18 protein-coding genes and 1 pseudogene are annotated in these 22489 nt (G+C 63.2%); 9 read left to right on the top strand and 10 right to left on the bottom strand.

Features of this window, described 5'->3' with window-relative positions; all coding sequences use genetic code 11:
• Positions 1 to 199: 199 nt before the first annotated feature.
• Together AC07XM_RS08390 and AC07XM_RS08385 are read right to left on the bottom strand one after the other, a co-directional pair.
• Positions 200 to 310: pseudogene (locus AC07XM_RS08390) on the bottom strand (hypothetical protein); the annotation flags it as partial.
• A 763-nt stretch (positions 311 to 1073) separates the two neighbouring features.
• A complete protein-coding gene (locus AC07XM_RS08385) occupies positions 1074 to 2837 on the bottom strand; it encodes an ABC transporter transmembrane domain-containing protein (RefSeq protein WP_024717342.1) in 1764 nt (587 codons plus the stop codon).
• A 209-nt stretch (positions 2838 to 3046) separates the two neighbouring features.
• Between AC07XM_RS08385 and AC07XM_RS08380 the strand changes: the two genes are divergently transcribed.
• Positions 3047 to 3220, top strand: a complete 174-nt coding sequence (locus tag AC07XM_RS08380; protein ID WP_016485621.1) for a PA1571 family protein — start codon at positions 3047 to 3049, stop codon at positions 3218 to 3220.
• A 108-nt stretch (positions 3221 to 3328) separates the two neighbouring features.
• Here the strand turns inward: AC07XM_RS08380 and pdxB are convergent, their stop codons facing one another.
• From pdxB to rlmM, 3 genes are all read right to left on the bottom strand, one after another.
• Positions 3329 to 4471, bottom strand: coding sequence for a 4-phosphoerythronate dehydrogenase PdxB (pdxB, locus tag AC07XM_RS08375; RefSeq protein WP_102689849.1), 1143 nt, complete (start codon positions 4469 to 4471; stop codon positions 3329 to 3331).
• 60 nt (positions 4472 to 4531) lie between these two features.
• Positions 4532 to 4774, bottom strand: a complete 243-nt coding sequence (gene tusA, locus AC07XM_RS08370) for a sulfurtransferase TusA (protein ID WP_016500764.1) — start codon at positions 4772 to 4774, stop codon at positions 4532 to 4534.
• Between the two features lie 795 nt (positions 4775 to 5569).
• Complete coding sequence (gene rlmM, locus AC07XM_RS08365) at positions 5570 to 6634, bottom strand: 23S rRNA (cytidine(2498)-2'-O)-methyltransferase RlmM (RefSeq protein ID WP_016485617.1); 1065 nt, start codon at positions 6632 to 6634, stop codon at positions 5570 to 5572.
• A gap of 224 nt (positions 6635 to 6858) precedes the next feature.
• Between rlmM and acnA the strand changes: the two genes are divergently transcribed.
• Both acnA and AC07XM_RS08355 read left to right on the top strand, forming a co-directional pair.
• A complete protein-coding gene (gene acnA, locus AC07XM_RS08360; RefSeq protein ID WP_016485616.1) occupies positions 6859 to 9600 on the top strand; it encodes an aconitate hydratase AcnA in 2742 nt (913 codons plus the stop codon).
• 373 nt (positions 9601 to 9973) lie between these two features.
• A complete protein-coding gene (locus tag AC07XM_RS08355) occupies positions 9974 to 11539 on the top strand; it encodes a methyl-accepting chemotaxis protein (protein ID WP_016485615.1) in 1566 nt (521 codons plus the stop codon).
• A gap of 178 nt (positions 11540 to 11717) precedes the next feature.
• Here AC07XM_RS08355 and AC07XM_RS08350 read toward each other — a convergent pair whose 3' ends face one another.
• The 5 genes from AC07XM_RS08350 to AC07XM_RS08330 all read right to left on the bottom strand — a co-directional run bounded on the left by AC07XM_RS08350 (position 11718) and on the right by AC07XM_RS08330 (position 15088).
• Positions 11718 to 12602 (bottom strand): pseudouridine synthase, encoded by an 885-nt coding sequence (locus tag AC07XM_RS08350; RefSeq protein WP_016485614.1) that lies wholly within the window; start codon positions 12600 to 12602, stop codon positions 11718 to 11720.
• 51 nt (positions 12603 to 12653) lie between these two features.
• Positions 12654 to 12962, bottom strand: a complete 309-nt coding sequence (locus AC07XM_RS08345) for a hypothetical protein (RefSeq protein ID WP_016485613.1) — start codon at positions 12960 to 12962, stop codon at positions 12654 to 12656.
• Between the two features lie 65 nt (positions 12963 to 13027).
• Positions 13028 to 13459: a D-Ala-D-Ala carboxypeptidase family metallohydrolase gene (locus tag AC07XM_RS08340; protein WP_016485612.1), complete on the bottom strand. Its 432-nt coding sequence runs from the start codon at positions 13457 to 13459 to the stop codon at positions 13028 to 13030.
• A gap of 108 nt (positions 13460 to 13567) precedes the next feature.
• The gene (locus tag AC07XM_RS08335; RefSeq protein WP_016485611.1) at positions 13568 to 13807 is read right to left on the bottom strand and encodes a glutaredoxin family protein; all 240 of its coding nucleotides are present in this window, start codon (positions 13805 to 13807) and stop codon (positions 13568 to 13570) included.
• Positions 13808 to 13879: 72 nt separating this feature from the next.
• Positions 13880 to 15088, bottom strand: coding sequence for an ammonium transporter (locus AC07XM_RS08330; RefSeq protein ID WP_016485610.1), 1209 nt, complete (start codon positions 15086 to 15088; stop codon positions 13880 to 13882).
• Positions 15089 to 15401: 313 nt separating this feature from the next.
• Between AC07XM_RS08330 and AC07XM_RS08325 the strand changes: the two genes are divergently transcribed.
• From AC07XM_RS08325 to AC07XM_RS08300, 6 genes are all read left to right on the top strand, one after another.
• Positions 15402 to 15716 (top strand): ElaB/YgaM/YqjD family protein, encoded by a 315-nt coding sequence (locus AC07XM_RS08325; protein ID WP_016485609.1) that lies wholly within the window; start codon positions 15402 to 15404, stop codon positions 15714 to 15716.
• Positions 15717 to 15725: 9 nt separating this feature from the next.
• On the top strand, positions 15726 to 16100 hold the full coding sequence (locus tag AC07XM_RS08320; RefSeq protein ID WP_016485608.1) for a phage holin family protein: 375 nt from the start codon (positions 15726 to 15728) through the stop codon (positions 16098 to 16100).
• Positions 16097 to 16426 (top strand): hypothetical protein, encoded by a 330-nt coding sequence (locus AC07XM_RS08315; protein WP_016485607.1) that lies wholly within the window; start codon positions 16097 to 16099, stop codon positions 16424 to 16426. Before AC07XM_RS08320 ends, AC07XM_RS08315 begins: the two co-directional genes overlap by 4 nt.
• Positions 16427 to 16573: 147 nt before the next feature.
• Positions 16574 to 17905 carry a deoxyguanosinetriphosphate triphosphohydrolase gene (locus AC07XM_RS08310; protein ID WP_016485606.1) on the top strand — a complete coding sequence of 444 codons (1332 nt, stop codon included), beginning with the start codon at positions 16574 to 16576 and terminating at the stop codon, positions 17903 to 17905.
• A gap of 285 nt (positions 17906 to 18190) precedes the next feature.
• Positions 18191 to 18808, top strand: coding sequence for a response regulator transcription factor (locus AC07XM_RS08305; RefSeq protein WP_016485605.1), 618 nt, complete (start codon positions 18191 to 18193; stop codon positions 18806 to 18808).
• An 8-nt stretch (positions 18809 to 18816) separates the two neighbouring features.
• A complete protein-coding gene (locus AC07XM_RS08300; protein ID WP_102689851.1) occupies positions 18817 to 22449 on the top strand; it encodes an ATP-binding protein in 3633 nt (1210 codons plus the stop codon).
• Positions 22450 to 22489 lie beyond the last annotated feature (40 nt).

The following is a 22489-nucleotide window of genomic DNA, read 5'->3' as shown; positions in this document are numbered from 1 at the left end:
TACGCTGGAACTGGTCATGGGTGCCGCGGGCCATGTCGCCGGCAATGCTGCGCAACTGGCCGCTGGCACCTTCCAGCTCCTGGGCATTGTCCTTCAGCCGGCCGACGGTGTCGGCGAGGAAGTCGCGCAGGGTATTGGCGGCCCGCGCCAGGCGCCCCAGTTCATCCTCCCGGCGGCTGTCCACCCGGGCGGCAAAACGGCCCTGGCTCAGCTGCGCAACATACTCGATCAACTGGCGGATCGGCTCGATCAGGCTGCGGTTCACCAGCCACAGGCTGAGCAGCCCCACCGTCACCGCCGAGGCCAGCATCACCAGCAGGCCCAGCCATACCGTGCGCTCGGCGCTGGCGCTGATACTGGCCGCGCGCTGGCGGGCATCGGCACGCAATTGCTCGACCAGTTCGCTCATCTGCTCACTGGCGGCGCGATCCACGCCCTTGACCGCCCGATCGCCGGCGACCGGGTCGCCACCCGCGGCGACGAAGGCCTGACGGCCCTGCGCATAGGCCTGGCCCAACTGTCGGTGGCTATCACGCAATTGCTGCAACGGCGCCTTGAGCCTGGCGTCGCTGCTGTCGATCAATTGCCCGAGCAGTTGCTGCACCTGTTGCTCGCGCGCCTGAAACTGCTGCCAGTACTTGTCCAGCTCAGCCGGCTGACGCCCGCGCAGCAGCACGTTCTTCCATTCCTGCACCTGGATCTTGAACTGCAGGTTGGCTTCGTCAATCAGTTGCGAGGCCCGAAGCGGCCCGTCGACCAACTCAGCATAACCGCGCACGCTGGACGACAAAAACTGGAAACACACCAGTGCGATCAGCAGCATCGCCACCAGGCTACCGCCAAGCAGCGAGAGAATTTGCACTCTGAGGGATTTACGCAACATCGTGGATCTCGAAACCGGAAGGAAAGGAATGGCGCGCATCCGCAACACCAGGTAAGACATTCCATGTCCTTGTTGGCAGGCCAAAAAAAAGCTGCCATCAAGCAATGGCAGCCAGGTCGAGCACTTACGCAACAGTTGAGCCAGATACTCTCAGGCAATTGCTACAAAATTGTTACAAGCTTACGACGCGTTAGCCGCTTGTGAATTGCAAGGCCGCCAGCCGCGCATACAGTGGGCTTTCCTCGATCAACTGGCGGTGGGTGCCCACCGCCACCACCCGCCCCTTGTCGATGACCGCGATGCGCTCGGCGTGCTGCACCGTGGCCAGGCGATGGGCGATCACCAGCGTGGTACGCCCGGCCATCAGGCTGGGCAATGCCTGCTGGATCAGGTGCTCGCTCTGCGCATCGAGCGCGCTGGTGGCCTCATCCAGCAACAGGATCGGTGCATCGACCAGCAACGCACGGGCAATCGCCAGGCGCTGGCGCTGGCCACCGGAAAGGCCGATGCCGCCCTCGCCCAAGGGCGTCTGGTAGCCTTGCGGCAGCTGCCGGATAAATTCGTCGGCATAGGCGCCATGCGCCGCTGCTTCGACCTCCGCCAAGGTCGCCTCGGGCCGGCCATAACGGATATTGGCCTCCACCGTGCCACGAAACAGTGAGGGGTTTTGCGCCACCAGGGCAAACTGCCGTCGCAATTGGTCGGGATCCAGCTCGGTAACCGGCAGCCCATCGAGCAGGATGCACCCTTGCTGGGGGTCGTAGAAGCGCAGCAACAAATCGAACAGGGTCGACTTGCCCGCCCCCGAAGGGCCAACCAAGGCCACGGTCTGCCCAGGCTCGATGACCAGGCTCAGGCCATCGACAGCCGCCACCGAGGGCCGTGACGGGTAGGCGAATACCAACTGCTGCAGCTCGATATGTCCGCTGGCCCGCTGCTGCGGTAGCGCCTGCGCCACGGTGGGTGGCAGGATCGCGCTGCGCGCCGCCAACAGTTCGGCGATACGCTCGGCCGCACCCGCCGCACGTTGCAGCTCGCCGATCACCTCACTCAGGGTGCCGAACGCGCTACCGACGATCAGGCTGTAGAACACAAAAGCCGCCAGCTCGCCTGCGGAAATACGCCCGGCAATTACATCCATGCCGCCGACCCACAGCATCACCCCCACCGCCCCCAACACCAGCACGATCACCAAGGTAATCAGCCAGGCACGCTGGGCAATCCGCTTGCGGGCGACGCCAAATGCGGCTTCGACCGTGTCGGCGAAACGCTCGCGGTCATGTGCCTGGTGGTTGTAGGCCTGTACTGTCTTGATCTGCCCCAAGGTCTCGGCCACGTAGCTGCCCACATCGGCCACCCGGTCCAGGCTCTGGCGCGACAGGCTGCGCACCCGCCGGCCGAACAACAGGATCGGTGCCAGCACCAGCGGCAGGGCCACCACCACGATGCTGGTGAGCTTGGGGTTGGTGATGAACAGCAGCACCACACCGCCAATGACCATTAGCGCGTTACGCAGGAACATCGACAACGAGGAGCCGATGACCGATTGCAGCAAGGTGGTGTCGGAGGTCAGTCGCGACTGGATCTCGGAGCTGCGGTTGTCTTCAAAAAAACCGGGGTGCAGGCCGATCAGGTGGTCGAACACGGCACGGCGGATATCGGCCACGCAGCGCTCGCCAATCCACGACACCAGGTAGAAACGACTGAAGGTGCCCACTGCCAGGGCTAGCACCAGCAGCAGGAACAGCCCGATGGTCTGGTTGAGTTGGTGCGCGGAGCGGGTCATGAAGCCCTGGTCTACCAGCAGGCGGATGCCCTGGCCCATGGACAGGGTGATGGCGGCAGTGACCACCAGGGCCAACAAGGCCAGTAGCACCTGGCGGCGGTACGGACGGACGAACTGCCAAGCCAGGCGTAAGGCACGGCGTTGGCGGGGAGAAACCGATTCTGGCATGGCAGCGACCACAATGGCGGGGAAACCGCAGACTATCATTCATCCGGGTCGATGGAGTGTACGCAGGTTGCTATAACGCATTGGTCTAAACAGATCATGGAGCTTTCACAGGGTTTCTGTTGGACTGTTGCTGCCGTGACACAGAAGCTGTCACAGGCCAGTCACGGCGCAGGGCTACCCTGACCTTGAACCTGAAGAGGAGACAGTGCATGAGCTTGCAGCATGGCAATGACAACCAGAAGCCCCAGACCATCCCGCAATCACAGGCGTGCGGTTCGATCATCGACGGCAAGGGGCGCGAAGTGCCTATCACCGAGCAGATGATCCAGCAGGCCTGCAAGGCTCTGGAAGAAAGCCGGGTCGAGCGCGTACGCAAAGGTTAATCGGCGGATTTTTTGCAACCCGGCGCATGCGCCGGGTTTTTATTGCCTGACAGCCGGTGTACGCCGCGCCTACAGGGGACTGCAAAAACCTGGGGAATTGCCAACTTGTCAGACCAACTCAGCCCCCAAGGCACTGACCAGCTGCGCCAACTGCGGCGACTCCCCACGCAAGCGCACCGCCAGCCCTTCGATCTCGCGCCGAGGCGGGTACTGTTTGCGCAACTGGTCGAACGCCGCACGCTGCTGCTGCGGGTCATCACTCAGGCTGCGACGGAAGTCGGCATCGTCGCGTCGTGGGTCGTACACGGCGCGGCACAGGGTCGCCAATGCCCAGGCCGGGTCAGTGCTGGCATCCAGCTCGATCTGCGCCAGCGGCGGTCGGGGCAGCAAGTCTGCCAGCTGCACCTGCTCATGCACCCCCAGGAAACGGCACAGCGCCTGGTAGATCTGCGCCGTGCCACGCTGGCGGCCGTCGAGGCTGTAGCCGGCAATGTGCGGCGAGGCCAAGGTGCACAGGTCGGCCAATTGCAGGTCGACCTGTGGCTCGCCCTCCCACACATCCAGCACCGCATGCACATCTTCACGGTCCAGCAGCAGCTCGCGCAAGGCGGCGTTGTCCACCACCGGGCCTCGGCTGGCATTGATCAGCCAGGCACCCGGGCGCAACCGCGCGAGCTGCGCCTGGTCCAACAGGTGCCAGGTCGGGTGCTCGCCACCGCGCTGCAACGGGGTATGCAGGCTGATCACATCGCACTGTTGCACAATGGTTTCCAGGCTAACGTAGTTGCCGCCCTCGGCGGCCTGGCGCAACGGGTCGCACACCAGCACCTTCCAGCCCAGGCCGTGCAGCACCCGCACCAAGCGGCCACCCACCTCACCCGCACCCACTACCCCGTACACGCGTTCGGGCAGTGCTGCTCCATCCAGCTCGGCCAGGGTCAGCAGGCTGCCTAGCACGTAATCGACCACACCGCGGGCATTGCAGCCCGGCGCACTGCTCCAGCGAATGCCGGCTTGAGCAAAGTAGTCCAGGTCCAGGTGATCGGTGCCGATGGTGCAGGTGCCGACAAACCGTACACGGCTGCCTTCGAGCAACTGGCGGTCGACCTTAGTTACCGAGCGCACCAGCAGGATATCGGCGTCCTTGACGCTGGCGGCATCGAGGCTTCGGCCGGGGTAACGGCGGATTTCACCGAAACCCTGGAAGAAGGCATCGAGCAGCGGGATGTTCTCGTCGGCAACTATCAGCATGGCGCTCTCCTGTCTGGGGAACGCAGTGTAGGCGCAACGTCGGGCGTGTTCCAGAGCGCTTCAGTCGGCTTTCTTGCGGATCCAGTACAAGAAAGTACCGGCGTCCTCTTGCTGTTGCAGCAGTTCGTGGCCGAGGAAGTTGCAGAACTTGGGAATGTCGCGGCGGGTCGACGGGTCGGTGGCGATGACCTTCAGCAGGCCGCCAGCGGCCAGGTCACGCACGTGCTGGTGCAGCATCATCACCGGTTCCGGGCAGTTCAGGCCGGTTGCATCGAGGATGGCGTCGGGGGTGAAATCGGTCATGGGGGGCTCCGAAAATGATCGCCATTGTCGCGCATAGCGCGACGCGGTCCAAGCACCGCTTGAGAAATGCCCAGCTGCGCCCCCCCCGGCCCAGCTCTTGATCTTGATCTTGCTTTTGATCTTCGCGACTTCAGGAGGCCGAACGCAGGCCTTGCGAAGGGAGGTGACGGGCATGGATGCCCGTCAAGCGCTGGGCCCCAGGATGGGGCCTGCAGCGCGGTCCTCCCGGGAGCGAGGCCGGAGTGAGGGGACCCCGGAGCGCAGCGCAGGGGCCGGATGATCGGAGCGCAGCGTTTTTTGGTTACTTTTTGTCGCGTCTGACAAAAAGTGACTCGCCGTAAGGGCGAAAAGGTGAGTCAGCGTCACCATCGCAAACGGACTGTTCGATGCACCAAAACAGCCATATCCGCTTTTTAGCTTCTTGCGAGGTGGGCCTCAACACAGTGTAGACATTCGTTCGCGCAGGTGGCGCTGAGTCACCTTTCCGCCCTTCCGGCGGGTTACTTTGGTCTTGGCCAAAGTAACCAAAGCCGTCCGCTCCCATCATCCGGCCCCTGCGCTTCGCTCCGGGGTCCCCTCGCTCCGGGCTTGCTCCCGGGAGGACCGCGCTGCAGGCCCCATCCTGGGGCCTAGCGCTTGACGGGCATCCATGCCCGTCACCTCCCTTCGCAAGGCCTGCGCTCGGCCTCCTGAAGTCGCAATCTGCGTCGCCTGGACTACCGCGCGCTTAGAAGCAAAAACCGAAGCAAGAGCTAGAACAAGAGCTACAGCTGGAGCGCGAACAGCGCGCTGGGCTCAGCGCGGCTTCAGATCGAGCCGGCGCAGGTGGCAAGTCACTTCCTCACGGTCGTGATACAGCTGCTTGCAGGCAATCGACACCCTGATCTTGCGCGCCTTGAACGTCGCCTCCATGCGGTCGAGCAGCCGGCGCACTTCGGCATAGCGCTGCTTCATCGGCAGTTTCAGGTTGACCACCGCCTCGCGGCACAACCCCTCCCCCAGCCAGGTTTCGATCAGCGAGGTGGTGCGCGCCGGCTTCTCGACGATGTCGCACACCATCCAGTCAACCGGCTGCTTGGGCTGCCAGGTAAAACCATCAGCCATCAGGTGCTGGACCAGGCCAGTGTCCATCAGGCTTTCGGCCATCGGGCCGTTGTCGATGGCGGTCACCAGCATGCCCCGGCGCACCAACTGGTAAGTCCAGCCACCTGGCGAGGCGCCCAGGTCAACGCCGGTCATGTCATCCCCCAGGCGCTGGTCCCATTGCTCGCGCGGGATGAACTGGTGCCACGCTTCCTCCAGCTTGAGGGTCGAGCGGCTGGGCGCCTCGCGAGGGAATTTCAGGCGCGCAATACCCATGGGCCACAGCGCACTGTTGTTGACCGGGGCAACACCGGCAAACACCCGCCGGCCGCTGATGAAGGTGAGCAGCAGGCGTGGGCGGCTGGCATCGTCAACCAGGCGGCCGGCCTTTTCCAGTGCTTTGCGCAGCGGCACTTCGAACTTGCGGCAGAACGTAGACAATTCCTTGCCGTCGTTACTGTCCAGCACTTCCAGCCACAGGCTGCCAAACACCGGCAGTTCGGCCAACTGTGCCAGCAACACACTGATGCGGTCACTTTCCGGCAGCTCGACATAACCGCCCCGGGCCCACTGCCGCGGGAAAATCAGCTCGCTGAAACGCAACGCCCCCATCAGCCGCTCGGCACCGCCTTCTTCGGTACAGACAAACTCGGCGCTGGCACTGTGCGGCTTGCCTTTGGCGTAGCCCGCAATGCCAAGGCGGGCAGCATGTTCGCTGATTTCGGCGCACACCTCGCCCTCGAAACCAGGCCGGCAATGCATGAACAGGGTATTCATCTCTCACTCCACTACGGCTGGCGCGCAACAGGCGCCGGCAGGGCGGCGATGATAAAGGAAGTTCGGAACCTGCGACACGCCCCGCCGGTCCAGAAAAGGGTCAGGGGCCGCAAAGCGGTCTAACCTGACCACTCAGCCAGGTCCGTACCGTGCGGATCGACACAGAGCGGTGACACCGGCAGACCTTTAATATTTGCCGGGCACCGGCGCAGAAGGAGTTGGCAATGCCCTCGCTCGATAGCCTGAACACCCTCAAGCCCCTCCAGGTCGGGGACCAGACCTACCATTATTTCAGCCTTACCGAGGCCGCCCGCCAGTTGGGTGACCTGCAACGCTTGCCCATGTCGCTGAAAGTGCTGCTGGAAAACCTGCTGCGCTGGGAGGACGGCCATACCGTCACCGGCGACGACTTGCGCGCCCTCGCCCAGTGGCTGAGCGAGCGGCGTTCTGATCGCGAGATCCAGTACCGCCCGGCGCGGGTGCTGATGCAGGACTTCACCGGTGTGCCGGCCGTGGTCGACCTGGCCGCCATGCGCGCGGCAATGGCCAAGGCCGGCGGCGACCCCCAGCGGATCAACCCGTTGTCACCGGTGGACCTGGTGATCGACCACTCGGTAATGGTCGACCATTACGGCACGCCGCAGGCCTTCCACGAGAACGTGGACATCGAAATGCAGCGCAATGGCGAGCGCTATGCTTTCTTGCGCTGGGGGCAGAGCGCCTTCGACAACTTCCGCGTAGTGCCGCCGGGCACCGGCATCTGCCACCAGGTCAACCTTGAATACCTGGGCCGTACGGTTTGGACCCGTGAAGCCGATGGCCGCACCTACGCCTTCCCCGACACCCTTGTCGGTACCGACTCGCACACCACCATGATCAATGGCCTGGGCGTGCTCGGCTGGGGTGTCGGTGGCATCGAAGCCGAGGCGGCCATGCTCGGCCAACCCGTGTCGATGCTGATCCCCGAGGTAATCGGCTTCAAACTGACCGGCAAGCTGCGCGAAGGTATTACCGCCACCGACCTGGTACTGACGGTGACGCAGATGCTGCGCAAGAAGGGTGTGGTGGGCAAGTTCGTCGAATTTTATGGCGACGGCCTGGCCGAGCTGCCCTTGGCTGACCGTGCGACCATCGCCAATATGGCGCCCGAATATGGCGCCACCTGCGGCTTCTTCCCGGTTGACCAGGTGACGCTGGACTATTTGCGCCTGTCGGGCCGCCCCGAAGCGACAGTGCAACTGGTCGAGCAGTACTGCAAGGCCCAAGGCCTGTGGCGCCTGCCGGGGCAGGAGCCGCTGTTCAGCGACAGCCTGGCACTGGACATGCACGAGGTCGAAGCAAGCCTGGCCGGGCCGAAACGGCCACAGGACCGCGTGGCGCTGGGCCAGGTCAGTCAGGCCTTTGACCATTTCATCGAACTGCAGCCCAAGCCACTGGCAAAAGAAGTCGGCCGCCTGGAAAGCGAGGGCGGGGGCGGCGTAGCGGTGGGCAACGCCGACCAGGCTGGCGAGATCGATTACAGCCATGCAGGCCAGACTCACACTCTGCGCGATGGCGCCGTGGTAATTGCGGCGATCACCTCGTGCACCAACACCTCCAACCCCAGCGTGATGATGGCTGCCGGGCTGGTGGCCAAAAAGGCCGTGGAAAAAGGCCTGCAACGCAAACCCTGGGTCAAGAGTTCCCTGGCACCAGGCTCCAAGGTTGTCACGGACTATTTCAAGGCCGCCGGGCTCACCCCCTACCTTGAGCAACTGGGCTTCGACCTGGTCGGCTATGGCTGCACCACCTGCATCGGCAACTCGGGCCCGCTGGACGAAGCGATCGAGAAAGCCATCGGCAGCGCCGACCTTACCGTAGCCTCGGTGCTGTCGGGCAACCGCAACTTCGAAGGCCGCGTGCACCCACTGGTCAAAACCAACTGGCTGGCTTCGCCACCGTTGGTAGTGGCTTACGCACTGGCCGGCAGCGTTCGCCTTGACCTGACTCGCGACCCGCTGGGCACCGGCAAGGACGGGCAACCGGTGTACCTGCACGATATCTGGCCCAGCCAGCAGGAAATTGCTGCGGCCGTGGCCAAGGTCGATACCGCGATGTTCCACAAGGAATACGCCGAAGTGTTTGCCGGCGATGCGCAGTGGCAGGCCATCGAGGTGCCACAGGCTGCCACCTATGTGTGGCAGGCCGACTCAACCTACATTCAGCACCCGCCGTTCTTCGACGATATCGCCGGGCCGCCGCCACAAATCGCCGACATCCAAGGCGCCCGGGTGCTGGCGCTGCTGGGCGACTCGGTGACCACCGACCACATCTCCCCTGCCGGCAACATCAAGGCCGACAGCCCTGCCGGGCGCTACCTGCGTGAAAAGGGCGTGGAACCGCGCGATTTCAACTCATACGGTTCGCGGCGCGGCAACCATGAAGTCATGATGCGCGGCACCTTCGCCAACATCCGTATCCGCAACGAAATGCTGGGCGGGGAAGAAGGCGGCAATACCTTGCACGTGCCTACTGGCGAAAAGCTGTCGATCTACGACGCGGCCATGCGCTACCAGCAGGAAGGCACCCCACTGGTGGTAATCGCCGGCCAGGAATACGGCACCGGCTCGAGCCGCGACTGGGCGGCCAAGGGTACAAACCTGCTGGGCATCAAAGCGGTGCTGGCGGAGAGTTTCGAGCGCATTCACCGCTCCAACCTGGTGGGCATGGGCGTGCTGCCGCTGCAGTTCAAGGCCGGCCACGACCGCAAGCAACTGGTGCTGACCGGCAAGGAGCGGATCGATGTGCTGGGCTTGAACGGTGCACAGATCCGCCCGGGCATGAGCCTGCCGTTGCGCATTACCCGCGAAGACGGGCAGCAGGAACAGATCGAAGTGTTGTGCCGGATCGATACCTTGAATGAGGTGGAGTACTTCAAGGCCGGCGGAATCCTGCACTATGTGTTGCGACAGATGATCGCTGGCTGAGGCTGGGAGGTTCGGCTGCAGATTTGCGGCGCTCCCGAGACCGAGCGCCGCCCGCGCGGCGCATCGCGAGCTGGCGCTCGCTCCTACGTTTGTTTCGGGCCAGTTATGCCTGTGGCAGGCGCGCGCGACCGCCTTGTGTGTACGACGAGATATTGCGCCATGCACCAAGGCGTTCGCGCGCAAATTGCACAGGAAAAATTGGCCCGAAACAAACGTAGGAGCGAGCGCCAGCTCGCGATGCGCCGCGCAGGCGGCGCTCGATTTCACAGGCGCCAGAGCCCCAACGACGAACAAACGCAGCCACATTAAATAATCATTCAATAAAACCCCTAGCTTGCCGATACCTGTCCAAAGCCCTGCGGACTATCAACCCATGCGTAACAACCAGCCGATTACCCAGAGAGAACGGACTTTCCCTGCCCAGCAGCGGTTGATCTCCACCACCAACGCCAAGGGCGTGATCACTTACTGTAACGATGCCTTCATCGACATCAGTGGTTTCACCCGCGAGGAGTTGACCGGGGCGCCGCACAACCTGGTGCGCCACCCCGATGTGCCGCCTGCCGTGTTTGCCCATATGTGGCAAACCCTCAAGCAGGGCCAGCCGTGGATGGGCATCGTCAAGAACCGTTGCAAGTCCGGGGACCACTACTGGGTCAACGCCTACGTAACACCGATTTACGACAATAACCAGGTCATCGGTTTCGAGTCGGTGCGGGTCAAGCCAACCGCCGAGCAGATTCGCCGCGCCGAGGCCCTGTACCAACGCATCAACCAAGGCAAGCCCGCAGTACCTCGCAGGGACAAGTGGCTGCCGGTGCTCCAGGACTGGCTGCCGTTCATCCTGATCAGCCAGGTAGGCTTCCTGATCGGCAACTGGCTGGGCCATTCCTGGGGCTTTGCCCTGGCTGCCGGGCTATCCGTCCCCTTGGGCCTGCTGGGCTTGAGCTGGCAGCAGCGTGGCCTCAAACGCCTGTTGCGCCTGGCCGAACAGACCACCTCCGACCCGCTGATCGCGCAGATGTACACCGACAGCCGTGGCGTGCAGGCGCGTCTGGAGATGGCCATGCTCAGCCAGGATGCCCGCATGAAAACCTGCCTGACCCGCTTGCAGGACAGTGCCGAACACCTCAGCGACCAGGCGCGCCAGTCCGACGCCTTGGCACACAAGAGTTCGTCGGGGCTGGAGCGCCAGCGGGTGGAAACCGAGCAGGTCGCCGCCGCCGTCAACCAGATGGCCGCCACCACGCAGGAAGTGGCCAACCACGTACAGCGCACGGCCGACGCCACCCAGGAAGCCAACCGCCTGACCAGCCAGGGCCGGCAGATTGCCGGGGAAACCCGCGAGGCCATCGAGCGTCTGTCGGCAGCGGTGGGCGAAACCGGTCAGACGGTTACCCAACTGGCCAAGGACAGCGACGAGATTGGTGGCGTGGTCGATGTGATCAAGGGCATTGCCGACCAGACTAACCTGCTGGCACTGAACGCGGCCATTGAAGCGGCGCGTGCCGGCGAGATGGGCCGTGGCTTTGCCGTGGTGGCCGACGAAGTCCGCCAGCTGGCCCAGCGCACTGCCGAATCCACCGGGCAGATCCACGGCCTGATCGCCAAGCTGCAACAAACTGCCAGCAACGCCGTGCTGACCATGGAAACCGGCCACCGTCAGGCGCAGGAAGGTGTCGACCGGGTGATGCAGGCTGATGAGGCATTGGTGGGGATCAGCGAAGCGGTGGCCAACATCACCGATATGGCCACCCAGATTGCCGCTGCGACCGAGGAGCAGACTGCAGTGGCCGACGAGATCAGCCGCAACATCAGCACCATCGCCGAACTGGCCGACCAGACCGCCGAACAGGCGCAGCATTCAGCACTGCTGAGCGAGGCGCTGACCAGCACAGCGGGTAGCCAGTATTCGCTGGTGGAGCGGTTCAACCGCTGACGCTCCGGTATTCGCGGCTGAAGCCGCTCCCACAGGAACCTAGTGACCTTGGAGCCTGCGACGTCCCTGTGGGAGCGGGCATGCCCGCGAAGAAACCAACGCGGTGGATGGCACCGGCCCTGCCGGTGTTCGCGGGCATGCCCGCTGCCACAAGGGCCGCGTATGCCTGCGGTCTGTGTTACCAGTCCAGCCGCAGGCGGCTCTCGAAATAGCGTTCTTCGCCGCTCAACGGGTCTTCGAAACGCAAGCTCTGCGCCAGCAGTTTCAGCGGACGTTGGTAGTCATCCTCTGCAGTAAGCAACTGCGGGTAGAACGGGTCATTGCAGATTCCCGCCCCCAAGGCTGCCATGTGCACGCGCAACTGATGGGTCTTGCCGGTCACTGGTGACAGCCCATAGCGCCACAGCTCCCCATTCTTTTCCAGCACCTCGGCCAAGGTTTCACTGTTGGCCTCACCCTCCACCTCATGCATACGGAAAAACGGCTCGCCATGCACCAGGCGGCTTTTGTGCACCAGCGGAAATGCATGCTGCGGCATCGCCGCCGCAATGGCCTGGTAGCGCTTGTCGATGCGCCGCTCGGGGAACAGGCGTTGGTAAACGCTGCGGCTGTGCGGGTTGGCGGAAAACAGCACAAGCCCGGCGGTGTGCCGGTCTATGCGGTGCAACGGCACCAGATGCGGGTTATCCAGGCGACGAATCAGGCGGCGCAGCAAGGTCTGCTCGACGTACTCGCCCGTCGGCGTCACCGGCAGGAAATGCGGCTTGTCGGCCACCACCAAGTGTTCGTCCGCGTGCAGTACCACTTCCTGCACCGGGATCGGCCGCTCGTTCGCCACTTCGCGGAAGTAGTGCAAACGCAGGCCACGCTTGTAGGGTAACTCGGCAGCAATCGCCCGCCCCTCGGCATCCAGCACCCGGCCACGGGCAAAACGGTCAAGCCACTGGGCGCGGTCGATGGCCTTGAAATGGTCGCACAGGCAATCGAGCACCGTCGCCCAGTTACCGGGGGGCAGGCACACCGTGCTGGCTTGCTGGCGGGCGGGGTCGAAGGGCGCGGTCATGGCAGGGCTCGAAACGTTCACGGCCGCGCATTATCGCCCAAGCCCGCGCCCTCAACCAGCCTGGACTATCGCCTCGCTGCGTTCCTTCAGCCAGCGCAACACCTGCACCGGTTCCCAACGACCGGGGTCGTACAGGGCATAGAGCAACCCCTGGTAACCCACTACATCCAGCCCGCGGTGATAGCCGGCACGCTGGAACAAGGCCTCGATCTCGGCGAAGCAGGTATTGAAGTGGACTTTACCGAACGGCGTGCGGTCGTCGGTCACCAGGCCTTCGAGGCGCAGTTCCAGAACGGCGTCAGCCACCCGATCCACGGGCATGCGGTTGACGCTGTACTTGAGTTGCTCGACGTTGAGCATGACGTTACCTCGACACTGTATTTATATACAGCATACGAACATCCCCTTGCCGCCGTCAATGCGGTTCATTGCAGCCCCGGCAGGTAGCCGCTGCCTCTGCGCAGGGTCAAAACCTGCCTGCGCGGGGTGCCACGGGTTACCGAAAGATGCACCCATCTGTCGAACTCCAGGATGAGTTGATCGAACGGCACGGCACTTTCGTTGATCCGCCGAGCGGTTTCCCGAGGGCTGACTTCCATCACCGTGAAGTCAGCCGCCAGCCCCTGAATATGCTGGCTGTTGGTGGCACCGCCGATCAGCCGGTTAACCTTCTCGCTGCGAAAACCGCTGCTGACGATGATCGGCACGCCGAACAGTGCACGCACCTGCTCCAGCGCACAACACAGCAATTGCAGGTTGGCCCGGGCATCAGGAGGTGGGGTGTTATCGAACCCGTCCCTGGCGGCGAGCTGGGAAACGGTCATTTCATCGAGCGTGAAATGTGGAGTGATCAACATGGCGAACTATTCCGATGATGGGAAAGGTGACCGGCGCCAGTGCGCCGGCACCTGATCATCAGCTCGCTTCACCCTTCATGGAGCAGGGTTGCAACTCCTCTGCAGCCATCATTGCCCCAGGAACGCCACCACCTGTTCGGCATCGAACGGCCAGTGCAGCTCAGCAGCATTGTCGCAGCGTCGCAACACCGGAATGATCAGGCCATAGCGCTCGAACAGCACCTCACTCTCGGCGATGTCGACCAGCTCGACCAACAGGCCATGATCGACAAAAGGCATCAGCACGGCCTCGGCCACTTCACACAGGTGGCAGCCGAGGGTACCGAACAGTTGGCATTCAGGCAGCATGGCTCAGGTCCCGGTTGGCATGCAGAGATACCTATTCTAGGTCTCTCGCACTCGTCATGCACCTGACCTGGCTCAATCCTGGCTGGTGGCGCCGATACGGTGCAGCGACAAGTCCGCGCCCTGAAACTCCTGCTCATGGCTCAAGCGCAGCCCATGCAGCGCACGGATTGCGCCATACACGGCAAAGCCGCCGGCCAATGCCACCAGCACGCCCATCAGGCTGCCCAGCAGCTGGCTGGCCAGGCTGACACCACCCATGCCGCCCAGTGCCGTCTGGCCAAAGACGCCGCAGGCAATGCCACCCCACACGCCGCACAGGCCGTGCAGTGGCCACACGCCCAGCACGTCGTCGATCTTCCAGCGGTTTTGCGCTGCAGTGAAGGTCCAGACGAACAACGCGCCAGCCACCAGTCCGGTGGCCAGTGCGCCAATCGGGTGCATCAGGTCGGAGCCGGCGCAGATCGCCACCAGGCCGGCCAGCGGCCCGTTGTGCAGGAAGCCCGGGTCGTTACGCCCGGCCAGCAAGGCCGACAGGGTGCCACCGACCATGGCCATGAGCGAGTTGATTGCTACCAGGCCGCTGACGCCTTGCAGCGTCTGTGCACTCATCACGTTGAAGCCGAACCAGCCGATGATCAGAATCCACGACCCCAACGCCAGAAACGGAATGCTCGACGGCGCAAACGCCACCAAACGGCCGTCCCGGTAGCGCCCACGCCGCGCGCCCAGCAGCAATACCGCCGCCAGGGCTAGCCAGCCGCCCATGGCGTGCACCACCACCGAGCCTGCAAAATCGTGGAAAGGCGCGCCGAAGCGGGCCTGCAACCAGGCTTGCAGCCCCAGGTTGCCATTCCACACTACCCCCTCGAAGAACGGGTAGATAAACGCCACGATCAACGCCGTGGCACACAACTGCGGCACGAAGCGCGCGCGCTCGGCGATGCCCCCGGAGATGATCGCCGGGATCGCCGCAGCGAACGTCAGCAGAAAGAAGCACTTGACCAGCGAATAACCATGGTCAACGGCCAGCGCCGCTGCCGGCTGGAAGAAATGGACACCATAGGCTATCCAGTAACCAATAAAGAAATACACCAGTGCCGAGATGGCAAAGTCGCTGAGGATCTTCGACAAGGCGTTGACCTGGTTCTTGTGGCGTACCGTGCCCACTTCAAGGAAGGCGAAGCCGGCATGCATCGCCAGCACCAGGATGGCGCCCATGAGAATGAACAGAGTGTTGGAACCGTGGACGAGGGAGTCCATTGCGCTGTGCATGTTTTCCATGAAATAGGCAGGCCTGCTAAAAAAGGCACCAGGACAGTTCAAGAACCTGCATCCCTGCACCGAATCGGTGCCAGCCCCCTGCCCTGTTTCGGTGAGCGGGTCGGAGCCTGCGTGGTTTTCTCTTGGGTTTGTCGTGGATTGGGTTAAGGTTTATCGGTACACGCTGCGCTGACGCCCTGAATCGGCGCAATCGCTGCCAGCGACGCCCCGCAACGTGGCAATGACTTAGCAAGGCCCATACCAGCACCGGCACTTGAACCTTCCGCGCGTGCTATTACTCGAACTACCAACACTCATCGACAGGGAGAGGCCCATGGCCAGCAAATCGGCAAAGACTGCACAAGAGATACTGATGGCTGACTTCCAGGCGTTGGTACGCGACACCGAGAGGTTGCTGGCCGACACTGCCAACCTGGCCGGCGACCAGGCCGACGAATTGCGCGAACAGATTCACGACCGCCTGACCCAGGCTCGCGAAACCCTGCAACTGACCCAGGACTCCGTGCGCCAGCGCGGCCAGGCCGCGCTGGGCAGCGCCGAGCAGTACGTGCAGGAAAACCCGTGGCAGGCAATCGGCATCGCCGCCGGCGTCGGCCTGTTGATCGGCCTGCTGGCCAACCGGCGCTGAGGGGTTCCCATGGAGAATGACGCCAACGGCGCCAGCGCCTCGGGCAAGCGCCTGGGCGCAGCTGCGCTGGGGCTGCTGCACAGCCACATCGAACTGCTTGGCATCGAGTTGCAGGAGCAAAAGGGCCGCACCCTGCGGTTGCTGCTGTTCGCAGGCCTGGCCCTGGTGTTCGCCCTGCTGCTGCTGACAGCCCTTTCCGGGTTGTTACTGGTGCTCCTGTGGGACAGCTATCGCCTGGCCGGCATCATCGGCCTGTGCGTGTTCTATGGCTTTGCCGCGCTGTACTGCGGGTTGCGCCTGAAGGCAGCGGTGTTCGACGAATCGTCGCCATTCGGGGCCACCCTTGAAGAACTCGCCAAGGACCGGGAGCGCCTGTTGCCATGAGCCTGCCACAACTGCCAAACACCCGTAACCCGCGCGAACTGCGCAAAGCACTGCTGCGCCTGCGCATGGAGATGCACCGCCAGGAAATCCGCCATGAGTCCGGGCAACTGATGGAGCCGCTGCGCCGCGTGCGCGGAATGGGCAGCTCGCTGCACGCAGGGTTAGGGATCAAGCATGCGCCTTTATGGGGGATTGGTGCCGTGGTGGCGCTGGGCTTCCTCACTGGCAAGGGCGTGCGCAGCGGTAACCTGGCACGGCTGGTGCGCCTGGGCAGCAGCCTGCTGCCGCTGGTGCGCCTGTACCTGCAAGGCAACCGCCGCCCCTGAACACTGCACATTCCTTTGTAGGAGCAGCCTTGTGCTGCGAAGAGCCCGGCCCGGCGATACCCGTGTATCGCTCAAACAGGCCTCTTCGCAGCACAAGGCTGCTCCGGCAGGATATGCTGCTTCCTTCGATCCACAGGAGAATGCGCCTTGGACTGGCACACCCTGCTCACCCGCGAACGCCTGGGCAAAGCCCTTTATAGCGCCGATGAACTCGGGCGCAGCCCCTTCCACAAAGACCATGACCGCATCATCTTCTCTGGTGCCTTTCGCCGCCTCGGGCGCAAGACCCAGGTACACCCGGTTTCCAGCAACGACCACATCCACACACGCCTGACCCACTCACTGGAAGTCAGTTGTGTCGGTCGCTCCCTGGGCATGCGCGTCGGCGAAACACTGCGCGACAACCTGCCCGACTGGTGCGCCCCCAGCGACCTGGGGATGATCGTGCAGTCAGCGTGCCTGGCCCACGACATCGGCAACCCACCCTTCGGCCACTCCGGCGAGGACGCCATCCGCCACTGGTTCCAGCAGGCAGCCGGGCGTGGCTGGCTGGATGACATGAGCGACGACCAGCGGGCCGATTTTCTGAATTTCGAGGGCAATGCCCAAGGCTTTCGTGTGCTCACCCAGCTGGAGTATCACCAATTCGACGGCGGTACCCGGCTGACGTATGCCACCCTCGGCACTTACCTGAAGTACCCTTGGAGCGCGCGCCACGCCGACGCCTTGGGCTACAAGAAGCACAAGTTCGGCAGCTACCAGAGCGAACTGCCCCTGCTCGAGCAGATCGCCCGCAAGCTCGGCATGCCGCAACTGGAAGAACAGCGCTGGGCGCGCCACCCGCTGGTTTACCTGATGGAGGCTGCCGATGACATCTGCTATGCGCTGATCGACCTGGAAGACGGCCTGGAAATGGAGTTGCTCGAATACGCTGAAGTCGAAGCCCTGCTGCTTGACCTGGTCGGTGAAGACCTGCCAGAAACCTACCGCCAGCTCGGCCCCCGTGATTCCCGCCGGCGCAAACTGGCGATTCTGCGTGGCAAGGCTATCGAACACCTGACCAACGCTGCCGCCCACGCGTTCGTCGAGCAGCAGCAGGCATTGCTGGCCGGGCACCTGGCAGGCGACCTGGTAGAGCACATGCACGGCCCGGCCAAGCGCTGCGTGCTGCAGGCCAAGGACATGGCACGCAACAAGATCTTCCAGGACAAGCGCAAAACCCTGCACGAAATTGGTGCCTATACCACCTTGGAGATTTTGCTCAATACCTTCTGTGGCGCAGCGCTCGAACAGCACGGTGGGCGCACCCCCTCGTTCAAGAGCCGCCGGGTACTGGACCTGATCGGCAACAATGCTCCGGACCCACGTGCCTCGCTGCACAGTGCCTTCCTGCGCATGATCGACTTCATCGCCGGGATGACCGACAGCTATGCCAGCGAAATGGCCCGGGAAATGACCGGGCGCTCCAGCCCCACCTGAAGCACGCCGGTGCAGCCACGGTCCTTGAGCCAGTGCTGCACCGCATATTGCAGGAAACTTCCTACATATACTGACGGCAAATTAAACAGCCCGAGTAAAAGTGCACGAAAAGTTACCAATCACGCTTTGACATTGGGTCAAACACACAAAATTCGTAGCCCGTTTTGTTTTATCTTGTAAGCCATTTCCCATAAAGGGCGAATCGCCCTTCCTCGCATGTCTGACGACTTCCAACTGCGATAAGGTGCCGATTATCCCCCTCAATCGCCCGCAGGGAAGTTGAACATGCATTCCATATTTATTGTCGACGATCATCCTGTCATCCGCCTGGCCGTCCGTATGCTGCTGGAAAACCAGAACTACAAGATTGTCGGCGAGTCGGACAACGGCGTGGACGCCATGCAGATGATTCGTGAAGCCGCCCCTGACCTGGTCATCCTCGACATCAGCATCCCCAAGCTAGACGGGCTGGAGGTGCTTTCCCGCTTCCAGGCCATGGCCCTGCCATTGAAGGTTCTGGTATTGACCGCGCAGTCTCCCGCATTGTTTGCCGTACGTTGCATGCACTCCGGCGCCGCAGGCTATGTGTGCAAGCAGGAAGACCTGAGCGAACTGCTCAGTGCTATCAAGGCGGTCCTGGCCGGTTACAACTATTTCCCCAGCCAGGCAATAAAGCATGACCAGACAGCCGATGCCGAGCTGAAACTCTTCAGGCAGGTAAATGACCGCGAACTGATGGTACTGCAACTCTTCGCCCAAGGCCGCAGCAACAAGGAAATTGCCAAGGGCATGTTCCTCAGCAGCAAGACTGTCAGCACCTACAAGAAGCGCCTCATGCACAAACTTCAGGTCAACACACTGGTTGACCTGATCGAAATTGCCAAACGCAACGCGCTGGTCTGAGGATGGTCATGCCGCGCCCTTTCGCTCGCCTGCTGTTCGCCCTGCTCCTGTTCAGCGGCGTCGTGCAGGCCACCTATCAAGAGGCCTCATCCTATACGTTACTGGCTCGGTCATCAGCCAAGCCGACCCGCCCCATGCTCACGGCCGAACAACGGCGATGGCTCGAAAGCCGTCAGGAACTGGTACTGGGCACGTCGGCTCCGGATTACCCACCGTTCGACATCACCAGTGGCGGCCGCGACTACCAGGGCCTCACCGCCGAGTACGCGAGCCTGATCGGCACGGCCCTGCAGTTACCCGTGCGGGTGCTGCGTTTCTCCAGCCGGCAGGCGGCAGTGGAGGCGCTCAGGCATGGCGATATCGACCTGCTTGGCACCGCCAATGGCTACGAAGCGGCCAGCGACGGCCTGGCGCTGTCGCATCCGTATGCCGTTGACCAACCGGTGCTGGTAACACGCGAAGACGAAACCCGGGCGCTGGACGCGGACCTGACCGGCCTGCGCCTCGGCATGCTTTACCATTACCTGCCCAAGCAGGAGGTACGCCGCACCTACCCCATGGCCGAGCTACTGGCCTTTGGCTCCTCCAGCCAAGCCTTGAACGCCGTGGCGTTCGGCCAGGCCGACGTGTACATCGGCGACACCATCTCCACCCACTACCTGCTTAACCGCGGCCACCTGCCACGCCTGCGCATGGCCAATTTCGGCCAGCACGAGGCCATCGGCTTCGGCTTTGCCTTGCGCCAGCAAGACACGCAACTGCTGGCGCTGGTGAACACCACACTGGACAGCCAGCCTGCGGCACTGCGTGCCAGCATCTTCAAACGCTGGAGCGCCGGCAGCGACCTGCTGCTGACTGACCGCAAGCTGCAACTGACCGATGCCGAGGAACAGTGGCTGCAAGATCACCCGGTGATGCGCGTAACGATCGAGGATACGGCTGCGCCGCTATCCTATTTCGATGGCTCAGGGCATTTTCGCGGCATCACAGCCGACCTGCTGGAGCTCATCAGCCTGCGCACCGGTTTGCGTTTTGACGTGCAGCGTGCAAGCGGCATTGCCGACATGATCGCCCGCCTCAAGGATGGCCGCGCCGATGTGATTGCCGCACTGGCCACTGGCGGGGTGACCAAAGACGACCTGCAGGTCAGCCGGGCCTACCTGGAGAGCGCCTTCGTGCTGGTCGGCCGCAAGGATGACAAGGGCATGAGCACGCTGGAGCAGTTGCAGGGGCATCGCGTGGCCATTACCCGCTACAGCGCCATGGACACCCTGTTGTCCCGGCACTATCCGAAAATCGGCTGGGTCGAGACCGAGAGCGCGTACTATTCCATGGCCTTGCTCAACAGCGGTGCCGTCGATGCGGTGATCACCACGTTGATCGACGCCAACCATGCCTTGGCCAGCAACCCTGGGCTGGTCATCCGCACCACGGTCGGCAGCGAGCCTGCCAACTTCGCCATGGCCACCAGCACCCCGTCACAGGCGATGCAGTCGATCCTCGACAAGGCGCTACTGAGCATCTCGCCCGAAGAGCTGGGGGTGATCAACAACCGCTGGCGCGGCTTCGGGCAGCACGACGATGGCAGTGGCAAAGACTACAGCCAGCTTGCGCTACAAGTGGTGCTGGGCATGGTCGCGCTGCTGTTGCTGGCCTTGCTCTGGAACGCCCGCTTGCGCTTGCAGATTCGCCAGCGCCAAACCGCCGAACGCGCACTGAACGACCAACTGGCGTTCATGCGCGCCCTGCTCAACGGCACGCCCCACCCCATGTACGTGCGTGACCGCGAGGGGTGCCTGCAAAGCTGTAACTACAGCTATCTGGAAGCCGTGCAGGCCCGCTCCGACGAGGTCATCGGCAAACGGCTGGACGCCAGCCTGTTTGCCGACAGCGAGCAGACACGGCAGATCCAGGCCGACTATCTGAAAGTCATGGCCGCAGGCTCGCCGTTGATCATGGACCGGCCACTGCGGATCAAGGGCCGCGAAATGACCATCTATCACTGGATACTGCCGTACCGTGACTCACTGGGCGAAGTACAGGGCATCATCGGCGGCTGGATCGACATCAGCGAACGCCGCCAGTTGGTCATGGAGTTGCGTCAGGCCAAGCAGCAGGCCGACGACGCCAACCGCGCAAAGAGCACCTTCCTGGCCACCATCAGCCATGAGATCCGCACCCCGATGAACGCCGTCATCGGCATGCTCGAACTGGCAGTCAAACGCGCCGACCAGGGCCAGGTGGACCGCAGCGCACTGGAACTGGCCCACCACTCAGCCAAAGACCTGCTGGGCCTGATCGGCGATATTCTCGATATCGCGCGTATCGAATCCGGGCACTTGTCCCTGGCACCGGAAGCCGTCGACCTTGCGGCCCTGGTCGAATCGGTAGGGCGCATTTTCGAGGGGCAGGCACGCCAGAAAGGCCTTGCCCTGGAGGTGATGATTGCACCCGCCGCGCGTTGCCACGCACTGCTCGACCCCCTGCGTTTCAAACAAGTGCTGTCCAACCTGGTAAGCAACGCCATCAAGTTCACCGAGCATGGCCAGGTTCGCATCTGCGTAGGGCTGCTGGATGACGGCAGCACCCTGCCCGCAGTGCTGGAACTGGAAGTGCGCGACAGCGGCATCGGCATCCATGCCGACGACCTGCAGCGCCTGTTCAATCCGTTCATACAGGCCAACCCGCATAGCCAGGGCGCCCGCGCGGGTACCGGGCTGGGCCTGGCCATCTGCCGCAGCCTGTGCGAAATGATGGGCGGCAGCCTGACCATCAAGAGCCTGGAAGATGTTGGCACCCAGGTGCGCCTGAAAATGCCGCTGCAGCGCATTGACGCCGCCCCGCATTCAGCGCCGCCCTTCGAACACCTCGAGGTGCCTGACCCGCGGCTGAATGTGCTGGTGATCGATGACCACCCGGCCAATCTGCAGCTGATGGCGCAGCAGCTCGGCTACCTGGGCCTGCCGCACGCCAGCGCCCGCGATGGCCGTGAAGGCCTGGCCACCTGGCGCGCAGGCGACTTCGATGTGCTGGTGCTCGACTGCAACATGCCGCACATGAACGGATACCAACTGGCGACCGCCGTCCGTGCCGAAGAACGCCATGGCAAGCGGCAGCGCTGCACCATTCTCGGCTACACCGCCAACGCACAGCCAGAGGTGCGCCGCCAGTGCCTGAGCGCCGGTATGGACGACTGCCTGCTCAAGCCGATCAGCCTGGGCACCCTCAGCCAGCGCCTGGCGGGCATTCGCCCGCGCCGCCAGCAAAAGCCCCGGCGCAAGCTGTACCACCTGGAAGGCCTGGCTGCAGTGATCGGGCATGACCCCGACGACCGCCAGCGCTTCCTGCTGACCTTGCAGCAAAGCCTGCAGGCCGACCGGGCCAGCTTGATGGCGCTGCACCCGGAGCAAGACAGCGAGGCCATTGCCGAGCAGGCCCACAAGGTGCTGAGTGCCGCGCGCATGCTGGAAGCCCGCGACCTGATGGCGGCCTGCGAAGCCCTGGAGGCCTGCGGCTTGCCTACCCCCCAGTTGCGCTTGCGCCGTCAGGCACTGGCGCGGCACATGTGCCGTGTGGAACGGGCGTTGGCCAACGAACTGACTACCGGCGCATGCACTCAGGCAGGCAGCCCCACGTGTTAACTGGTAGACTGCGCGGCGTTATTACCTAAGAGGATTGTTT

The sequence above is a fragment of the Pseudomonas sp. GW460-LB5 genome (genome assembly GCF_059423245.1).
Note: the sequence above shows the minus strand (reverse complement) of the source record. Positions and strands in the feature narration are given on the sequence as shown.

Excerpts from the sequence above, each read along its gene's own strand:
- AC07XM_RS08385 (WP_024717342.1), bottom strand. The coding sequence starts at position 2,837 with ATGCCAGAATCGGTTTCTCCCCGCCAACGCCGTGCCTTACGCCTGGCT.
- AC07XM_RS08380 (WP_016485621.1), top strand. The coding sequence starts at position 3,047 with ATGAGCTTGCAGCATGGCAATGACAACCAGAAGCCCCAGACCATCCCG.
- pdxB (WP_102689849.1), bottom strand. The coding sequence starts at position 4,471 with ATGCTGATAGTTGCCGACGAGAACATCCCGCTGCTCGATGCCTTCTTC.
- tusA (WP_016500764.1), bottom strand. The coding sequence starts at position 4,774 with ATGACCGATTTCACCCCCGACGCCATCCTCGATGCAACCGGCCTGAAC.
- rlmM (WP_016485617.1), bottom strand. The coding sequence starts at position 6,634 with ATGAATACCCTGTTCATGCATTGCCGGCCTGGTTTCGAGGGCGAGGTG.
- acnA (WP_016485616.1), top strand. The coding sequence starts at position 6,859 with ATGCCCTCGCTCGATAGCCTGAACACCCTCAAGCCCCTCCAGGTCGGG.
- AC07XM_RS08355 (WP_016485615.1), top strand. The coding sequence starts at position 9,974 with ATGCGTAACAACCAGCCGATTACCCAGAGAGAACGGACTTTCCCTGCC.
- AC07XM_RS08350 (WP_016485614.1), bottom strand. The coding sequence starts at position 12,602 with ATGACCGCGCCCTTCGACCCCGCCCGCCAGCAAGCCAGCACGGTGTGC.
- AC07XM_RS08345 (WP_016485613.1), bottom strand. The coding sequence starts at position 12,962 with ATGCTCAACGTCGAGCAACTCAAGTACAGCGTCAACCGCATGCCCGTG.
- AC07XM_RS08340 (WP_016485612.1), bottom strand. The coding sequence starts at position 13,459 with ATGTTGATCACTCCACATTTCACGCTCGATGAAATGACCGTTTCCCAG.
- AC07XM_RS08335 (WP_016485611.1), bottom strand. The coding sequence starts at position 13,807 with ATGCTGCCTGAATGCCAACTGTTCGGTACCCTCGGCTGCCACCTGTGT.
- AC07XM_RS08330 (WP_016485610.1), bottom strand. The coding sequence starts at position 15,088 with ATGGAAAACATGCACAGCGCAATGGACTCCCTCGTCCACGGTTCCAAC.
- AC07XM_RS08325 (WP_016485609.1), top strand. The coding sequence starts at position 15,402 with ATGGCCAGCAAATCGGCAAAGACTGCACAAGAGATACTGATGGCTGAC.
- AC07XM_RS08320 (WP_016485608.1), top strand. The coding sequence starts at position 15,726 with ATGGAGAATGACGCCAACGGCGCCAGCGCCTCGGGCAAGCGCCTGGGC.
- AC07XM_RS08315 (WP_016485607.1), top strand. The coding sequence starts at position 16,097 with ATGAGCCTGCCACAACTGCCAAACACCCGTAACCCGCGCGAACTGCGC.
- AC07XM_RS08305 (WP_016485605.1), top strand. The coding sequence starts at position 18,191 with ATGCATTCCATATTTATTGTCGACGATCATCCTGTCATCCGCCTGGCC.
- AC07XM_RS08300 (WP_102689851.1), top strand. The coding sequence starts at position 18,817 with ATGCCGCGCCCTTTCGCTCGCCTGCTGTTCGCCCTGCTCCTGTTCAGC.